Here is a 17,342-nt window from a genome sequence, read left to right as displayed (position 1 = left end):
GCGGCGATCGGTTGCTGGGATCGAAAAGTAAAAGCGGGCGCCGGCGCATGTCACGCCGACGCCCGCTTGATTTAACTCACCTCAATGGTGGGCCGCTACAAGCACCACCACCACCACCAGCGGAAGGGCCACCACCACCACCAGCCGTACGGCCACCACCACCACCACCAGAACCAGCCCCACCACCAGCTATACCAGCCGTACGGGTACCACCACCACCAATACCAGCAGCCCCACGGGTACCACCACCAGAACCAGCCGTAGTACCAGCCCCACCATCCATACGGGTACCACCAGCCCCACCACCAGGACCACCAGTAATACGGGTACCAGCACCACCACCAGTCATAGTAGCAGCCCCACCACCCGTATGGTTGCCACCACCAGCCGCAAGGCCACCACCACCAATGCCACCACCACCAGTACCACCTATACGGGTAGCACCAGTAGAAGTTGTAGTAGTAGCCCCACCAACCATAGGTGTACCACCACCATCCACTCCAATACCACCTCCACGGGTTCCACCACCACCAGTTCCACCAGTAGTAATAGCCCCAGCAGTGTGGATACCACCACCACCACCATGTGCCGCCGTACGGATACCAGACCCAACAGCGCCACGAGTACCACCACCACCACCATCCGCAGTGATAGCCGTACCACCGATACGGGTACCACCACCACCACCATCTATATGGCCACCAACACCAACGATACGGGTACCAGCAGTACGTCCAGTACGGACTCCACCACCAGTAATAATATCCATACCATTGATACGGCCACCACCACCATAACCACCAACGATACGGATACCACCACCACCAGTAGTAACAGTAGTAGCCGCAGTAGCGCCACGGGCACCACCACTTCCACCAACCGTAGCAATACCATCTCCACCACCACCAGCGATAGAACCAGAATCCGCGCCCAATCGGGTCGAAGCGCGACCACGGGTTGTTTCCGCAGAAGCTGTAGCTGTTGCCTTCGGCGTCGCCCCAGATGCCGATGGCCACGCGCGTTGTGAAGCGGCCGGTGCGCGGATCCATATAGCGCGTGCGGAAGTAATACCAGCCGGTCTCGTTGTCGTACGCGCGGCCGTGCAGTCCGGTGAAAGGCTCGCTACCTGGGTCGAAGAACGACAACGGAATAAGCGTGTTCGGATCGAGTGGCCGGCCATAGTCGCCGTATTCATAGCGCCCGATGACCGTGCCGGCGGCGTCGGTGACGGCCATGACGCTGTGCATGTCGTCGGTGTGGTAGTAATAGTCCACTCCGAACCGCCGGCGCGTCAGCAGTTCGTCGACGTAGTTGCCCCAGACATTGGTCTGGGTGGTAACTCCGCCGCCGTCGCGCTCTTCGATGACCTGCCAACCGTCATGGATGTAATTCGTTTCAATTCCATTGACGACCTTTTGAATCCTTCGGCCGAGGGCGTCATAGGCATACGTCGCGACTTCGCCCGTCACCAGATTGCTGTGCCGCACCATCCGGTTGCGGTAGTCGTAAAGGGCGCTGAAGGGACGAGTCGGTATGGCCAGTCCGAGGATGTAATCAGTCTCGCGCTGGACGTCGCCGCCATTGGCCGAACCATTTCCATTCGCGTCGGCGCTGCAAAGGGTGGGCGTGCCCGCGACGAGTGCGTTGGAGAACGGCGGAACATCGCCGAGATTGACCGACCCGTCGTTGTTGACATCCCCGCTCAAGCAGCCGAAAGACCGGAGGTTGCCGTTGTTGTCGTATTCGCGGCTGTCATAGGGCGAAGTCGTGTATTGATTGGCCTGAAAGTCGGCGGGAATGGGGGTATTGGGATCCTGGCTATAGGTGCCGGAATCCGGCGTCCCCGGGCCGGCGACGTTCGACCGATTGCCGGCCTGGTCCAGGGTGTACGTTGTGTCGCGCAGTACCGTCGCAACCGGATCGGAAACGATCGTCCGCACCAGCCGATCGGCGGCATCGTAAACATAGTCGTGCGTCAGACCGGGACCGCCCGGCCGGATGTCCTTGCGCTGCGTCTTGTTGCCGGTCGGGCTCCATTGATAGATGCGATCGTCGATGACCGTGAGGCCGCGCGTGCTGCGGGTGCGCTGGATCATCCGGGCGGGATTAAAGGTGAAATCCGTGGTCACGTTGGGGGGAAACAACTGGCGACGCTCGACGCGATAGGACCCGCGGTAGTAATACTGAGCGAGCGGGCCGACAAAGTTGTCATTTACGGTGACGAGGCGGTTGAGTGCATCATAGGCGTACTGCACCTGACGGCCGCCCGGATACTGGACGAACGTCTTGTTGCCGCTGGCGTCCCATTCCGACGTTGTCGTCAACCCGTTCGTGGTTTCGGAAATGACCCGGGAGAGCGAGTCAAACTGTTGAGTAACCAGCGAAACGTCATTCTGCGCGCGAACGATCCGCGACATGCCGTCGTAGGCGTAGGTCTCGAATGTCGTGTCTGCCGCGACGCCGGGTCCCGGCGCGATGTTTTTATTCGTGCCGCGATTCAACAGGTCGTAGGTATAGGTTACGACGGAGCCGTTCGCATCCGTGCTTTGCGTCACATTGCCGAAGACGTCGTACGTCGCACTGTTTGCCGTCGAATCCGCGTGGTTGGTGGCGATCTTGCGGTTCAGGGCGTCATACGCATAGACCGTGGTGTTGCCCTTGCCGTCGGCCTCGGAAATGAGCCGCGACGCGCCGTCATAGACCTGTACCGTGACAATGTCGGCCGGGCTTCCGTCGGCGCCGCTGGCATCCATGTCCTGGATGGATCGAATCTTGCGGGAAAGCCCATCGTATTCGTAACGCGTCTCGATCCCCATTGCGTTCGTGCTGAGCACGAGATTGCCGCGGGAATCGTGCCGCTGCGTCGTTAGCCCGGCGGCATCCGAAGTAGAAGTGCCCTGGTTGAGCCCGTTGTACGTGTGCGTGGAGATATAAGCCTCGTCCGGCCCCCCGATGTCCGACAAGTCAATGTCCGTGACGGATGTGGTATTTCCGCAGAGGTCATATTGGTACTCGACGCGATTTCCCCTTGGATCGGTCACGCGAAGAGGGCGATTGGCCGTGGTGTAAACTGTACTGGTGATCTGGCCCGCATCATCGATGACCGCCATCACTTGGCCTGTCGGGGCGTACTGCGTCTGCGTGGTCATCGCCCCGTCGCCAATTGGCAAGCCGGTATTGGGATTGAAATGCTGCATGACTCTGGCGGTGGCCAGGTCCATGGGATCAAACGTCGTGGTGGTGGACGAGAGCAGGATATTGCCCGCGCTTCCCGGTACGTCGAGCAATTCGCCGTACATTTCGACCGTGACGGGATTGTGATTGGCGTCGTAGGCATACGTCGTCACGTTGCCCATCGGATCGAGAGTGCTGATGAGACGGTCGTAGCCGTCGTAGGTGTTGGTGATGACGCGCGCGCCGGGATCGCCCACGCCAATCGTCATGCGGACGACGCCGCGATTGCCGTTATAGTCGTATTGCGCGGTCGATGAGTTTGGATCGCCCTCGGCGCTGATCACCTGATAGGTCAGATCGCGCTCATCCACCAGCGTCCGCATGACGTTAGTCGGCTGAGAGCCGTCGGTCGCAACGCCGGAGCGGGTCAGGGTTACCCCGCCGTTGGGGTTGTACTCCGATTCTGTCTTAATGAACGTGCCGAAGCCCGAGGCCGCGGCGCAGTCGAGCGTCGAGGTGCAAGGCAGCGCGGCGGCGCTGACTTCCTGGCATTGGCCGATGCGCTCGTTGAGCAGGCCGTATTCGCTGATTGTGGACCAGTGCGTGTTTGTAGGGACGACGTTTTCAAATTCGTCGCGGTTCTGGACATCCACGCGGACGACGTTGTTGTTCGCGTCGTAATAAGTGAGCGTCTCAATGCGATTGCCACCGCCGAGCGTGATTTCGTTCGACTGCATCCGCATGGCCTGGTCGAGAGCGTTGTATTCCGTCAGCGAAGTGTTGCCGCACGGATCGGTCTGACTGATGACATTGCCGCGGGCGTCGTAGCTGTAGGTCGTCGTGGCCGGTGATCCGTCCGCGTCCATCGTGTTCGTCTGGACGTAGCCCTCGGACGTATAGGTCATCATGTCGACGCGGCGCTGACCGCTGCCATTGTCGGGCAGCGTATGGCTGGTCATCTGACCGAAGGGGTCATAGGTCCAGTCGTCGAGGGCCAACCCGCCGCGATGGATCGTCTGGAGCACGTTGCCGAAGGGGTCGACGAGGTGAAACGTAGGATTGCCCCGGCCGTCGACGTGCTGCGTCATGTAACTGGTGCCGGGCACATAGGAGAACGACTCCTGAATGACCGGCTGCGCGCCGCCGAGCGGACCGGGCAGCCATGAATGCACCGCCAAGTTTCCGCGGGCGAGCGGGCTGGGATCGTCGCCGGGCAGCATGTAGGCGAAAAGTTCCTCATTGAGATTGGCGTCCACGATCCGGACCGCGCGGCCGTAGGCGTCGTATTCGTAGCGCGTCTCGAACCAGTCGGGATCGCCGACCCGAAGCGGCGGACCCGGGAGGTTCACCGCGTCGGTTGTCGGTGAGTCCGGAAGCGGGGCAACGCCCGTGTATTCCCGATCGATGACGCCGAGGTTTTGTGCATTGAAATAGACGTGCTTCACGTGGCCCATGCGATCGTTGACGATCGCCTTGACGACGGCATTGTTGTTGGCGGGCGACGGCGTCTGTGCCACATAGACGATGTCAATGTTTCCGACCAATCCCCATTCCTGCCGCGCGACATGATCGAAATCAATGTCGGTCGGGACGGCCGTCGCCGCGTAGGTGTTGGTCAGGAAGACTTGCCCCTTCGGATCGGTAATCGTGAGCAGGTTGCTGTTCAGTTCCGCCGGGGCGAGTCCTTCCGAATAGGAATATGAAGTCATCTTTCCCAGCGGGAAATCGTTGCACGTCGGCGTTCCGATGACCGGCGGCGTCGTGACGGAGGCGAGATCGCCGGAGCTGCCACCCGGATCGGGGTTCTGATAGTGCTGATAGGTAACCGTGCGCCCGGTAAAATCACTAAGGGACTGGATGAACCCGTCAGGATCGTATCCCACGAAATACGGCCGACCCACCGTATCAATGAGCTGGGTGAGGCGACCGCCGCCGTCGTAGAACAAGAGTATCGAGTTATTGTTACGGTCGCTGATCCGATCGCATTTACCGCTGACGGGACTCCCATCGATCGGGAAGAAGTGCCAATGGCCGCCGTCGGAGAACGCGAGCGTGTAGGTCAAGTCACCATTCAACCGCAGTTCGCGCGCGAATTGATCGTTCACCCACGTGGACGGCCCAGTCTGAAGGTAGATGTCCTCGCGCCCGTCCCCGTCGTGCAGCGTGATCATCGTCGGGCCGAGATCGTTGTGGATGCTGATGTTGTACGAATAGTCCCAGCCGTTGCCCATCGCGGTCGTGCGCGGGTTACGCGAGCCATAGCGCCGGGCCCAGATCACGTCCAAGCCTCGACTCTTCACGCGGAGGTCGACGGCGTTTTCCACGACTTCGCCCGAAAAGAGATTGACGTTGCGCGTGTAGTTGGAGCCGAGACTACCGCGATTGGATTCTGAGTTGCCGGGAATGGCGGGCGGGGCCTGCGTCGAACCGGGCGCCTGGGAGCTTAGAGTGACGGGGCAACTCGGGTTATTGTCATCGCCCGGTGTCGGAACACCCTGAGCGTAGCTTGAGGTGTTCTTTTGCCCGCCGGAGCCGTTGGGGCAGCGCTGGATAGACAGATCCGGCGGCAGCACCCCCTCATCAACCTGCGGCTGGCCTGGGTTGAGCAGTGCGGCCATCAATGCGGGGTCATCGGCGTCGTTCGTGTCGTACACGACCGCGTCCACCAAATTGAGCATGGTCGGCCCCGAATTAGCGGGCGGGGGATTGGGGATCTGGTAAAGACCGACGGCATCCTGCCCGTTTTGCAGCACATTGTCCGCGAACTGCAAGACGTGTTGCGGTCCAAACATCCCGCCGCCGATCAACGCGTTGGTGACGAGGGCATTGCCGAGGACAAAATAGCCGCGCGGGTTGGTGGATTTTCCATCCAGATCGACGGCGAAGTAGGAGCCGTCGCCCGGCGCGCTGCCGTTAAAAAACACCACGACGTAGCCGAAGAGCGGAAGGTTGCCAATTCCCCCATCGTAGATCTCGATGAACTCCATTTGGTCAACGCCCGTGGTGTCGGAGTTCAATTCGTTGATCACGAAGCCTGGGCCGCGCGGCGCCGCTGGTCCATGCACGACTTGAGCTGGTGCGGCGGCGCGAATCGCCGGCGTGCCGTCTGCGACCATCTTGCCGGAATCACTTCCGCCGACCAGCGACAAGGGATACAGTGCAACCAGGAAGGCAACGGCGACGAACAGGCTCTTGCGGATCATGGCATGGCTCCTGAGATACCTTTGCGCACAGCCTCGCGGAGAAGGTAGGCGAGGCCATGGATGCAGTCGGGATGGAAGTGGAAGCGGCGACGAATAGGTAGACGACGAAACGGTGCTCCGCGACTTTTGAAAGGCAGAGCATCGCCCCCTTAGCGAATCCACGTGAGTCGCCGTGGGATGTCCTCCGTCCGCTCACGGAATGGAGTGCGGCGCAATACCAACGAGCAAGAACCCTCCGCCGCACCGCCCGCGCTATGGAGAAGGTAATGACTACGTGGAGAAGAGAGGCTGACCGTAGTCACGCGCGGTCCGCTATGAAGTTCGAGTATAACCAAATCGGCGGATCGGATTCAACCAAATTTTGGTTGATTTTACCAATTAGGGAAAACCCCAAGTCCGCCCGTTCGATCGGCCACTAGGTCTTTCGCGCTCCTGTAACAAGAAGCGCCACCCCGCCCGCCACGGCCACACCACCCAGGATGGGCGCCAACGGGATCTCCTTTTCCTCGGTTGCCGTCACCCTGACCGGCCCGACGTCCACGATCGTGTCCTCTTCAAAATAGGTGATCCGGTTCCATCCGAGCCCGACCAGGCCCAGCACGATAAGCACCATACCAATTACCAGCGCGCTTGATTTGTCCATGGCCATCTCCTTCGACGGAGGATCGTTATCTCCTACTCATTAAGTCTATTTTTCGTGCCCTGAATCGGGGGTGAACTCCATATGACAACTCAGTCATCACGCTGGGCTGCCGTGGGCGTTACCATGCAGCCCATGCCGATTCGCAGTGCGGGGATTCTGCTGTACCGGCGAGGGCCGGCCGGTCTCGAGGTGTTCCTTGCACATCTCGGGGGACCGTATTTTGCCAGGAAAGACGAGCACGCCTGGTCGATCCCCAAGGGAGTTATTAACCCGGGGGAGCCGGCGCTCGCCGCCGCGCAGCGCGAGTTTCGGGAAGAGACCGGCCTCATGCCGACCGGCCGGTTTCACGAACTGAAGCCCGTGCGACAGGCCGGGGGAAAGGTGATCCATGCATGGGCGGTCGAGGGCGACTGCGAGCCCGCCGCGCTCCGCAGTAACACGTTCGAAATCGAATGGCCGCCGCGCTCGGGTCTTAAGCAATCCTTTCCCGAAGTCGACCGGGCCGGTTGGTTCACCGTCGAGGAGGCTCGCTTAAAGATGATCAAGGGCCAAATAGCGCTATTGGATGAATTGCAAATCGTCCTCTCGGCGCGCTGTTCAACTCAGGGGCCGATGGATTCTGAGAATCAACCCACCAAGACGAAACCTTGAACGTCCTCACTCGATCTCAATTCTTTCCATCCCACCCAAGTATGCCCTCAGCGCATTGGGAACTGTGACGCTCCCATCCGCGTTCTGATAGAGTTCCAGGAGCGGGATCAGAATTCGCGGGCTGGCAATAACCGTGTTGTTCAGCGTGTGGCAGAAGTGCGTTTTTTTGTCTGCGCCCTTGTAGCGCAGGTTCAGCCGGCGCGCCTGGAACTCGCCGAAGCGGCTGGCGCTGTGCGTCTCGCCGTAGCTCTTGCGGCTCGGCATCCATGTCTCGATGTCATACATCTCGACTTTGCCCTGGCCCATGTCGCCGGTGCACACGGCCATCACGCGGTACGGCAGTTCCAATGCCTGCAGGACGGCCTCGGCGTTGGCGATGATTTCGTGGTGGTGTTTTTCGCTCTCCGCCTCATCGGCCCGGCACAGGACGACTTGCTCGACCTTGTCGAAGAAGTGGATGCGATAAATGCCGTAGGTATCCTTGCCTGCCGCACCGGCCTCGCGGCGGAAACAGGTCGAGACCGCCGCGAGTTTCACCGGCAGCATCGACTCATCGAGAATCTCATCTCCGTACATCGCCGTCAACGAGACCTCGGCCGTCCCGACAAGGCTCTTGCCGTCGCGTTCGCACCGATACGCCTGTTCTTCGCCGCCGGGGAAATAGCCCGTGCCGTACATCATCGCGTCGTTCACCAGGATCGGGACGGTGACCGGCTCGAAGCCGCGCGAGGTGATTACATCCATCGCCAGGCGCAGCACCGCATGATGCAAAAGCGAACCGGCTGCACGTAGGAGGTAATTGCGCGCTCCTGCCAGCTTCACGCCGCGCTCGATGTCGATGATTCCAAGCGATTTCCCCAGTTCAACGTGATCCTTCGGCTCGAAGTCGAACTTTCGCGGCTCTCCCCATTTCCGCACCTCGACGTTCTCCTCCGCGCTCTTGCCCACCGGCGTCTTGGCTGACGGCACCTGCGGCACGGTCAGCATGAGCCCGTTGAACTGCTCCGCGACGGACTTCTCCTCGTCTTCCAGTTCCTTGATTCGCTGCTTGATCCCCGCCGACTCGGCTTGCAGCTTGTCTCCCTCGGCCTTTAACTCGTCGGCATTGCGTCCCTTGGCCAATGCCTCCTGATACCATTTGCTCTTGGGGTTCTTGTAGAGCCCGACCTGCCCGGAGAGCTCGTTGCTTTTCCCGCGAAGCCCGTCCGCCTCCTGCTGAATCTCCCGCCGCCGCGTATCGACAGCCAGCAGCCGATCCAGGTCGCAGGAAACGCCCTTATTGCGGATCGCCGCCCTCACGGCCTCCGCGTTGTCACGAATGAACTTGATGTCAATCATGGGTGATTATTTCCTTGAAAATCTCCGCCAATAATACGGGAATTCACGTCCCTGGAAAGCGACCAACCGTAATCTGACGAGTATAAAGGATGTGCCGTCTTGGCTCATGGAGTGTTTTGATGCCTTTTCGACTTACCGCCGGATTGATCGCCATCGCTATGCTCACCGGCACCACTTGCCCGATCACGACGACGCCTTCTGAGTTTCCCAAGACCGTGGCGTGGGAGCCCCACACCGTCAACACGGGAGCGGCGGTCCGACCGACCGTCGTGGAAGTCGCCGATTTCGACAACGACAACAAGATGGATGTCGTCGCGGGGTATGCCGGTCAAGATGCTCAGCTTCCCGCTGTGTTCATTTACTTTCAGGCAGACGTGAACACGTTCACCGCCGTGCAACTTGCCTCCAGCGCGGACCTATCCGGCGTGACCGCCTTGGCGGTCGCAGACATCGACGGCGACACCCATCGCGACGTGGTCGTCGCTTGCAACGGTCGACTGCAATACCTGCACAGCCCGGCCGACCCGCGCCAGTCCTCCGGCTGGATGATGAGCACGATTGACCAGTCGTCCGGCACCGGCATCGGCCAATGGAGCGACGTGGCCGTGAATACGATTGATGGCGCCACGAACGGCCCGGACCTCGTCGCCAGCAACCAGAACACCGGACGGCTCAGTTGGTTCAAGAGTCCCGGTCCCAGCCCCGCCGACGGGACGGGCTGGCTACGAACCGACATCGATGCCGCGACTCGCGCCAACGCGGCCGGCGTGGCGATCGCCGACTTCGATGCCGATACGCGCCTCGACGTGATCTCTACAGCACCCGGCGAAGGTGGTGGCGCCGCCCCGCGTATCGCCTGGTATAAAAACCCCGCGGATCCCGTCGCCGACACCTGGGAAAAACACGCGATTGGCGACCTTCCATCCGCCACACGAGTCATTCTCGCTGACCTCGACGCCGACGGCCGCTCCGATGTCGTCTCGATCAACGGACCGGGCCGCCAAGTGGCTTGGTATGATCGACCGACCGATGCCACGACGGACTGGCCCGGCTTTCTCATCACACAGTTCACTTCCAATACGCCGATCGACGTCAAGGCCGCCGATATCGACGGGAACAACCAGCTCGATCTCGTCGTCGCCACGCAGAACGCCAACACCCTCCGCTGGTTCACGCCGGCCCCCGGCCATGTCCAGACCGATCAATGGATCGAGAACAACCTTCGCGACCTTGAGGGAATCCCCAGCCGAATCGCCTTAGGAGACATGGACGGGGACGGTCGGCCGGACGTCGTCGTTCCGCTTCAGGGGCAGACGACGGCGCAGGACTCCATCATCTGGTTTGAGAACCCCGAGTAAGGCGGGCCGTTACGTGGGCCAGCGCACGTCCATCACCATTCGGTAATAAGAACGCGCGTGCCAGATGGGACCCGTTCAAACAAGTCGATCACGTCGCGATTGGAGAGGCGGACGCAGCCCCATGACGCGGGCGTGCCCAATTTTTCCTCCGCAGGCGTGCCATGGATGTAGATGTAGCGCGCGTGGGAATCGATGCCGGGGCCTTTGTTGACCCCGGGTTCCAGACCGCTCAGCCACAGGATCCGCGTCAGCACGAGGTCCTTTGTGGTCGGTGAATCCGGCGTCCAGACCTTTCCCGTGTACTTGCGCTCGTTGAAGATCGATCCCCGGGGAAGTCCATCGCCGATCCGCTCGGCGATTTCATGCCATCCAAGCGGTGTCTGGTACGAATTTTCCTTATTCCCCGTACCGCGGGCGGCGGTCGAGCAGCGGTAAACGAATTGGACGCAGGAATCCTCCATTCCAATCAATTCCTGCCGCGCAACGGATACCCAAAGGCCAAGGCTTTTTCCTGCATAGTCAGGCCAGCCGGCGGCATCCAATGCCGTCGCCATGTCGATTGGCAAGGGGAATCCGACGGTTGGCACGCGCACGGGCTCGGGTTCCGGCGGCGATCGCAGGAACGTGAAATCGAGCCACAGGGCGATGATCGACACGATGAAAAAGGCCGCGATCCGTCGCTTCATGAGTGTGCGATCAATGATAGGGGATTCGGCGAATGAACGCAACGCGATGATCGCGGACGGTCACTACACGGCGTGCGCAAGAAGATCACAGAGCCGCGTAAACTGAAACCGCTCCAGGAGGCGGTGGAGTCGAACTTCCATCCGCGATCGGAACAATCCTTGTGTGAGCCGTTTGCCAATCGGAATGCGCACCCCCGAAGCCGCATGCGCTCCCACGCCGCCGACATCGAACTCATAGGGATGAAGATAGAGGATCGCCGGATGGCCCCCGCGACGCGCCGCGGCCACCGCCCCACGTGCAACTGGGCCGGGCAGCAAGCGAAAATATCCGCCGCCCGCGACGGGCCAATTTAACCCCAGAAATCGGACCGTCGCGGGCGGACATTCGATGAGGGGGCAGTCCTTCCAGCGATGGATCCGCCTCGGCGCGTCGGAAATGCCATAGCGCGGGTGGCGGATTGGAAAGACGCTTGAACTGTACTTGAATCCCAACTCCGCGAGGATCGGCCCTGCCCATCGCGTCGAACGAACGACACTGAACGCCGGCGCCCGATACCCGATCGGCCGCTCACCCACGACCTTCTCCAGAATGTCGATGCTTCGCAGTACGTCCTCACAAAACTCCTCCGGGCTCATCGCTGTCAATAGCCTGTGCGAATGACCGTGCGACGCGATCTCGTGGCCCGCGCCATGCACCTCACGGATCAGTTCCGGAAACCGCTCGGCCACGCGCGTGAGCACGAAAAACGTCGCCTTCACGCCGTGCCATTGAAGGACATTCAGCATGTTGCGCGTGTTGTCGACCACGCGGTCCGTCACCGGCCGATCGGGCCCCAGCACGGCGACGGGCCAGTCTTCCAGATCGATTGTCAGCACGTCCGCGTGACTCGCCCCGGCGTCGGGCTGCAGCCAATAGTCCATCGTGGGCAACGCCGCGGGTGACGATGCTCGACGAGTTGCGGACTCAGCGGCGGATACGGCGTGTCGAACCATTTGGTAAGCCATTCATCGGCGAAAGTTCGAGCGGCGCCGTTCGATCATCGGCAACTTTTGCGCATCACCGCGCAGAATCGCGCGACAGGTCGCATTTTGCCCCCGCCAATGGGGTTGAGCCGGCGCAGCAATCGACCGATAAACGTGTATGCGCAGTGCCGGTTTACGGCCGCGCGACCACGGGAATTCGATGTCCGCCGAAGCTCCAAAAACTGAGGCCCCCGCCGACGCCAAGCCCCCTGCTCCGCCGGAAAAGAAGGGAAAGCTGGTCACCATGGGCATCGTCGGCGGCATCATGCTCGTCGAAGGCGTGGCCATCTTCATGTTCATGAAGTTCCTCGGCGCCGACCCCGATCCGACGCATGGGATGGAGCTGGGGATGGAAGCTGCGGCGACAACGCGGCCCTGGGAGGACAGCCAAGAGATCCAGGTCGCGCAGGTTCGCGTCCCCAACACCAGCGGCTCCCGCACCCTCCTGTACACCGTTCGCACCGTCATTCGCGTCAGCAAAAAGGACCACGACAAGGTCAAGGAATTCATGGAGAGCCGAAAGAACACGATCGACGACGCCATCGGCCGCGTCATTCGCAGCGCCGACGAACGTCATCTCGCCGAGCCCGGCCTGGAGACGGTCAAGCGGCAAATTCGATACGAACTCGGGTCGCTATTGGGCGACGAATCGTTGATCGAACAGGTCCTGATCCCCGAGTGCATGCCGCTGCCGACGGGCTATTAGCGGCTTTTCGGCAGGGAGCGCGAGCAAACATGTCGGCGACGAACCCAGACAATTCGGCAAGCCCGCCGCCAGCGAGCGATGCGGCCGCGCCGGCTGATTCGACCATCGAATCGCCATCGACCGCCGCCGGCGGCGAAGCCTTGACCGCGCCGCCACAGAATTCGGCACCCCCGGCGGGAGAAGGAAGCGTCGAAGTGCATGCGGACCCGGTTTCGTCGCCGGTCGCTACCCTGCCCCTGGATCTGCCCGATTTCTCTCCCCGCACTACCGCCCCCCGAAACGACCAGGCCATCGACCTGCTCAACGACGTGGAACTCAACGTCAAGATCGAGCTCGGCCGGGCCAACATGCTTATCGAGGACGTGCTTCGGCTGGGGCAGGGTTCGGTCGTCGAACTCGACAAGCTCGCCGGCGATCCCGTGGATGTGCTGGTCAATGACCGGCTCGTCGCGCGGGGCGAGGTCCTGGTGCTCAACGACAATTTCTGCGTGCGGATCAGCGAAATCGTCTCCGGCGTCGAGGAGGAGGTGGTTGAGGCGGGCGCGGCATAACGCTTCGCGCTTCGCTGCCCAACCAAACCCGATGCGCACTTCCTGTTTGAGAGCTCATGGCAATAAGAGCCCCGACCGTAAGGGAGCACTGCGAGGTGCCAAACTGTGCGCGCTCGTGATAGGGGGCGTGGCGCTGACAACGCCGCGACTCTTCGCTGATGAAACCCAGGGCGGTTCGCCAAAGTCAGCCGACGCGGTGGCGGCCTGGCTACAAGTAAACTCAACGGCGGCCGACAAACCGCCCAGCCCAACGCTTAAGCGCCAGCGGCCGGCCCGTCAGGAGAATCAAAAAACCGCCGAAAGCGGCACGACGTCGCTTCCCTACGGGAAAATGGTCTGGCCGCTCGCCGCCGTGCTGGGAACGATCACCCTGGCCGCCTGGGCATTACGCAAATGGTCGGCGGGCGCTGGCCGACTCGGTTCGACGGGGGCGATTACCGTCCTTGCCCGGCATTACCTCTCCAGTAAACAAAGCCTCTGTCTCGTCCGGTTGGGAAACCGGGTTGTCCTTTTGGGCGTGACGCCCGACAGCATCACCGCAGTGGCCGATTTGGAACGCGGCGATGCCGCCGGGTTGCTCGCGGGTATCGAGCGCGCGCGGCCGGGATCGTTTTTCAACGCGTTGGCAGGGATTGCCCCCGCGCCCGCCTCGAACCCAGCCACAAGAGCGGATGAGGCGACTGTGGATGATGCCAGTGGACGGGTGCAAAGCCTCGTCGAACGAATGAAAGCGTGTGGCGCCGGATCCTAGCCGTGGGCGTAGGGCGGGTTCTACCCGCCAAGATTACCAGTCGCGCAAAGGAGTTGCGCAATGTCAGTGCAATGGCGGAGCCATGGGCGATCCTGTCGCCGGTCAGTTGCGGCGCTAGCCGTACTCTGGCTGGCGATGGCGATTGCCGCGCGAGCGAAGGCCGAACCGGCGGTCGCAGCCGCCTTCGACAACCCCATTGGCATCCCCGACGTCAGCCAACTCGCCCCTCCCGCAAAAGACGCGCGAGGCGTCACGGCTTCGCTCCGCATCCTCGTCCTGCTCACCGTGCTCTCGCTGGCGCCCTCCATTCTCATCATGATGACGAGCTTCACGCGGATCGTCGTGGTGCTTGCACTCCTCCGGCAGGCGATCGGCACGCAGCAACTGCCCCCCGGTCAGGTACTCATCGGGCTGGCGATGATCATGACCATGCTGGTCATGGCGCCGACGTGGCATGAGATGAAGAAGGAGGCCGTCGACCCGTACCTGGACGGCAAGCTCAGTCAGGCCGATGCCTTCGAGCGCGGGGCCGCCCCGCTGCGGAAGTTCATGTTTCGCCAGATCGAATCGGCGGGCAGCGAGGAGAGCGTTTACACCTTCCACGAGTATGTGTCCGGCCCCGTGGCGGAGGGAGTTGAATTGCGCCACGACGACGTGGGCCTCGCGGAACTGGTCCCCGCCTTCGTGCTCAGCGAACTGAAGACCTCGTTCGTCATGGGCTTTCGCATCTACCTGCCGTTTCTCGTCATCGATATGGTCATCGCCTCCATCCTCATCAGCATGGGCATGATGATGCTGCCGCCAGTGCTCGTCTCGCTGCCGTTCAAGCTGATGCTCTTTGTGCTGGCCGATGGATGGGGCTTGGTCGTGGGCTCGTTGTTGTCGAGCTTTGGAGCGGCATGAGATGAATAGCGAATTACGAATAGCGAATAGCGAAAATAGAAGTTGCGCCACGCACAGCCTTGCGACGGCGCGCCCTATTTCGATATTCGCCATTCGCTATTCGCCATTCTGCAAGGAGGCGAAATGAATCCCGGGACAGCCGTTGAACTCAGTTACGACGCCCTTTTCCTGACGCTGGTCCTCGCCGGGCCGATCATGCTCATCGGGATGCTTGTCGGTCTGGTCATCAGCGTCGTCCAGGCGGTCACACAGTTGCAGGAGCAGACGATCAGCATCGTCCCCAAGCTGGTCGCCATGGGCCTGGCGGCGGCGGTTTTGATTCCCTGGCTCACCACGCGACTTGTCGAGTACTCGCAGCGGCTCTGGAGCGAGGGAATGGTGCAGTAGGAAAAGCCAAGGCGCCAAAAAGTCAAAAAACAAAAAATACGTCAATGTCATTGGAATTGCTGAGATTTGAGATGCTGCTGCCCGTATTCGCGCTGGTTCTCGCGCGCATTGCGGGCCTCGCGCTCGCGGTGCCGGTCTTCGCCGGGAGCCTGATCCCTCGCAACATTCTGGCCCTCCTCATCGCCGCGATATCGCTCATGATCTTCCCTGCGATCCTGCCCCTTCTGCCCACGTCGCTCACGCTGGGCCAGGCCCTCGCCGGTCTCATCGGTGAGTTTCTCATTGGCGAACTCCTCGGCCTCGGCGTGGGACTGATTTTCTTCGCCGCCCAATTCGCCGGCCAGATAGTCAGCCACCAGGCGGGCCTCTCCCTCGGCACCGTCTTTAATCCCATGTTTGACGAAGAAACGAATATCCTGGACCAAGTCTGGTTTTTTTCCGTGATGGTCCTGTTCTTCGCCTTCCGTGGCCATATCGCCGTGGTAGAGGTACTGCTCGCCAGCTTCACGTCCATTCCGCCGCTGACCATTCTCGCTGATCCCGTCATCGGGGATTTCGCCGTGGATATGCTCAACGGCATTTTCAACATCGCCACGCGCCTCGCCGGGCCGACCGTCCTCGCCCTCCTGCTGACTTCGCTGATCCTCGGCTTTCTCACACGGACCATGCCGCAGATGAACATCCTCACCGTTGGGTTCGCCTTCAAGGTCGGCGTCGCCCTGCTGATGGTCGCCGTGACGATGGGTAGCTCGGAAGGTCTCGTAGGCGACGCCTTGTTCGACGGGTTGGATCAGGTCGGCCTGCTTTTCGAGCAATTGGGCAAACAGGTGGCGCATGGCGCTTAACGACGGCGACAAGACGGAGGCCCCGACGCCGCGGCGGCGCACCGAAGCCCGCGAGAAAGGCCAGGTCGCGCGCAGCACCGACCTTAACTCCGCCCTGCTCCTGCTCGGGGCGATGCTCGCTCTGCGCGGGCTGGGACCGCGGCTCATGCAATCCCTGCTCGGCGTCATGCGGGAGAGCCTGACGGTCGCCGATCCCGAGATGACGTCACATATCGACGTCATTCCAACCGTGTCGTCCGCGGCCTTTGCGACGCTCAGCGCCGCGGGGCCAATCATGCTCGGCCTGCTGCTCCTGGCCCTGGCGAGCAATCTCCTGCAAGTCGGATTTCTCATGACCGGCCACCCGATTCAGCCGAGCCTCAACAAAATAAATCCGTTGACCGGCTTCTCGCGGCTCTTCAGCACGCGGACACTGGTGCAACTGGCCATGAATCTTTTGAAGCTCGCGCTGGTGTGCTTCGTCGCCTACGTTTCCATCCGGCAGCAATGGTCGGCGATCTTCCTTGCATTGGAGACGGACGGCGGCGAGCAGGCCATTCTCGTCTCCCAAATCGTCTATGGCGTCGGCGTGCGGCTGGCCCTGGTGCTCCTTGTGCTCGCCCTGTTGGACTTCGGCTATCAGCGACTGCGCCACGAAAAAGACCTGAAGATGTCCAAGGAGGAAGTCAAAGAGGAGATGCGGCGGATGGAGGGCGACCCCATGATCAAACAGCGTCGCCGCCGCATGCAATTCGCCGCGGCCATGCAGCGGATCCGCAAGAATGTCCCCACGGCGGATGTCGTCGTGACCAACCCTACGGAATTGGCCATCGCGATCAAGTATGACGCCGAATCGATGCGCGCCCCCACCGTCGTCGCCAAGGGGCGCGATTTTCTCGCGCAGAAGATCCGCGAGATCGCCATCCAGCACGGCGTGCCCATCATCGAAAAAAAGCCCCTGGCCCAGGCGCTTTACAAGACCGTCGAGGTCGGCCAGGAAGTCCCCGAACAGTTTTACAAGGCCATCGCGGAGATATTGGCCTACGTGTACGAGCTATCCGGCCGGGCGCGCCGAATGCGCGCCATGCCGGCGGCGTGAGAGGAATGTCGAATTGCAAATAGCGAATAGCGAAGTCCCACGATC

General features: G+C 61.3%; 14 protein-coding genes. 9 read left to right on the top strand and 5 right to left on the bottom strand.

Annotated elements, in window-relative coordinates; all coding sequences use genetic code 11:
• Window positions 1–95: 95 nt before the first annotated feature.
• Window positions 96–6,377 (bottom strand): hypothetical protein, encoded by a 6,282-nt coding sequence (locus VJZ71_00600; protein ID HKQ46551.1) that lies wholly within the window; start codon window positions 6,375–6,377, stop codon window positions 96–98.
• Between the two features lie 415 nt (window positions 6,378–6,792).
• Complete coding sequence (locus tag VJZ71_00595; GenBank protein HKQ46550.1) at window positions 6,793–7,020, bottom strand: DUF3185 domain-containing protein; 228 nt, start codon at window positions 7,018–7,020, stop codon at window positions 6,793–6,795.
• 132 nt (window positions 7,021–7,152) lie between these two features.
• Between VJZ71_00595 and VJZ71_00590 the strand changes: the two genes are divergently transcribed.
• The gene (locus tag VJZ71_00590; protein HKQ46549.1) at window positions 7,153–7,671 is read left to right on the top strand and encodes an NUDIX domain-containing protein; all 519 of its coding nucleotides are present in this window, start codon (window positions 7,153–7,155) and stop codon (window positions 7,669–7,671) included.
• Window positions 7,672–7,677: 6 nt separating this feature from the next.
• Here VJZ71_00590 and serS read toward each other — a convergent pair whose 3' ends face one another.
• Complete coding sequence (serS, locus tag VJZ71_00585) at window positions 7,678–9,009, bottom strand: serine--tRNA ligase (GenBank protein ID HKQ46548.1); 1,332 nt, start codon at window positions 9,007–9,009, stop codon at window positions 7,678–7,680.
• Window positions 9,010–9,128: 119 nt separating this feature from the next.
• Here serS and VJZ71_00580 point away from each other — a divergent pair, with 119 nt between their 5' ends.
• A complete protein-coding gene (locus tag VJZ71_00580) occupies window positions 9,129–10,367 on the top strand; it encodes a VCBS repeat-containing protein (GenBank protein ID HKQ46547.1) in 1,239 nt (412 codons plus the stop codon).
• A 32-nt stretch (window positions 10,368–10,399) separates the two neighbouring features.
• On the opposite strand, the gene VJZ71_00575 is transcribed toward VJZ71_00580, so the two are convergent.
• Entirely contained in the window at window positions 10,400–11,053 is a 654-nt protein-coding gene (locus VJZ71_00575; GenBank protein HKQ46546.1) for a L,D-transpeptidase, read from the bottom strand.
• A gap of 63 nt (window positions 11,054–11,116) precedes the next feature.
• Window positions 11,117–12,046: a DUF3473 domain-containing protein gene (locus VJZ71_00570; GenBank protein HKQ46545.1), complete on the bottom strand. Its 930-nt coding sequence runs from the start codon at window positions 12,044–12,046 to the stop codon at window positions 11,117–11,119.
• A 190-nt stretch (window positions 12,047–12,236) separates the two neighbouring features.
• Here VJZ71_00570 and VJZ71_00565 point away from each other — a divergent pair, with 190 nt between their 5' ends.
• The 7 genes from VJZ71_00565 (at window position 12,237) to flhB (ending at window position 17,297) form a co-directional block, all read left to right on the top strand.
• Window positions 12,237–12,782 carry a hypothetical protein gene (locus VJZ71_00565; GenBank protein HKQ46544.1) on the top strand — a complete coding sequence of 182 codons (546 nt, stop codon included), beginning with the start codon at window positions 12,237–12,239 and terminating at the stop codon, window positions 12,780–12,782.
• Window positions 12,783–12,811: 29 nt separating this feature from the next.
• The gene (gene fliN / locus VJZ71_00560) at window positions 12,812–13,333 is read left to right on the top strand and encodes a flagellar motor switch protein FliN (protein HKQ46543.1); all 522 of its coding nucleotides are present in this window, start codon (window positions 12,812–12,814) and stop codon (window positions 13,331–13,333) included.
• Between the two features lie 127 nt (window positions 13,334–13,460).
• Window positions 13,461–14,084: a flagellar biosynthetic protein FliO gene (locus VJZ71_00555; GenBank protein HKQ46542.1), complete on the top strand. Its 624-nt coding sequence runs from the start codon at window positions 13,461–13,463 to the stop codon at window positions 14,082–14,084.
• A gap of 60 nt (window positions 14,085–14,144) precedes the next feature.
• The gene (gene fliP, locus VJZ71_00550) at window positions 14,145–14,987 is read left to right on the top strand and encodes a flagellar type III secretion system pore protein FliP (GenBank protein ID HKQ46541.1); all 843 of its coding nucleotides are present in this window, start codon (window positions 14,145–14,147) and stop codon (window positions 14,985–14,987) included.
• A 123-nt stretch (window positions 14,988–15,110) separates the two neighbouring features.
• Window positions 15,111–15,374: a flagellar biosynthetic protein FliQ gene (locus VJZ71_00545; GenBank protein HKQ46540.1), complete on the top strand. Its 264-nt coding sequence runs from the start codon at window positions 15,111–15,113 to the stop codon at window positions 15,372–15,374.
• A 71-nt stretch (window positions 15,375–15,445) separates the two neighbouring features.
• Entirely contained in the window at window positions 15,446–16,219 is a 774-nt protein-coding gene (locus VJZ71_00540; protein HKQ46539.1) for a flagellar biosynthetic protein FliR, read from the top strand.
• Window positions 16,209–17,297 carry a flagellar biosynthesis protein FlhB gene (flhB, locus tag VJZ71_00535; protein HKQ46538.1) on the top strand — a complete coding sequence of 363 codons (1,089 nt, stop codon included), beginning with the start codon at window positions 16,209–16,211 and terminating at the stop codon, window positions 17,295–17,297. The genes VJZ71_00540 and flhB overlap by 11 nt, the downstream gene beginning before the upstream one ends.
• Window positions 17,298–17,342: the final 45 nt, after the last annotated feature.

The sequence above is a fragment of the Phycisphaerae bacterium genome (assembly GCA_035275405.1).
Classification (GTDB): domain Bacteria; phylum Planctomycetota; class Phycisphaerae; order UBA1845; family UTPLA1; genus DATEMU01.
Note: the sequence above shows the minus strand (reverse complement) of the source record. Positions and strands in the feature narration are given on the sequence as shown.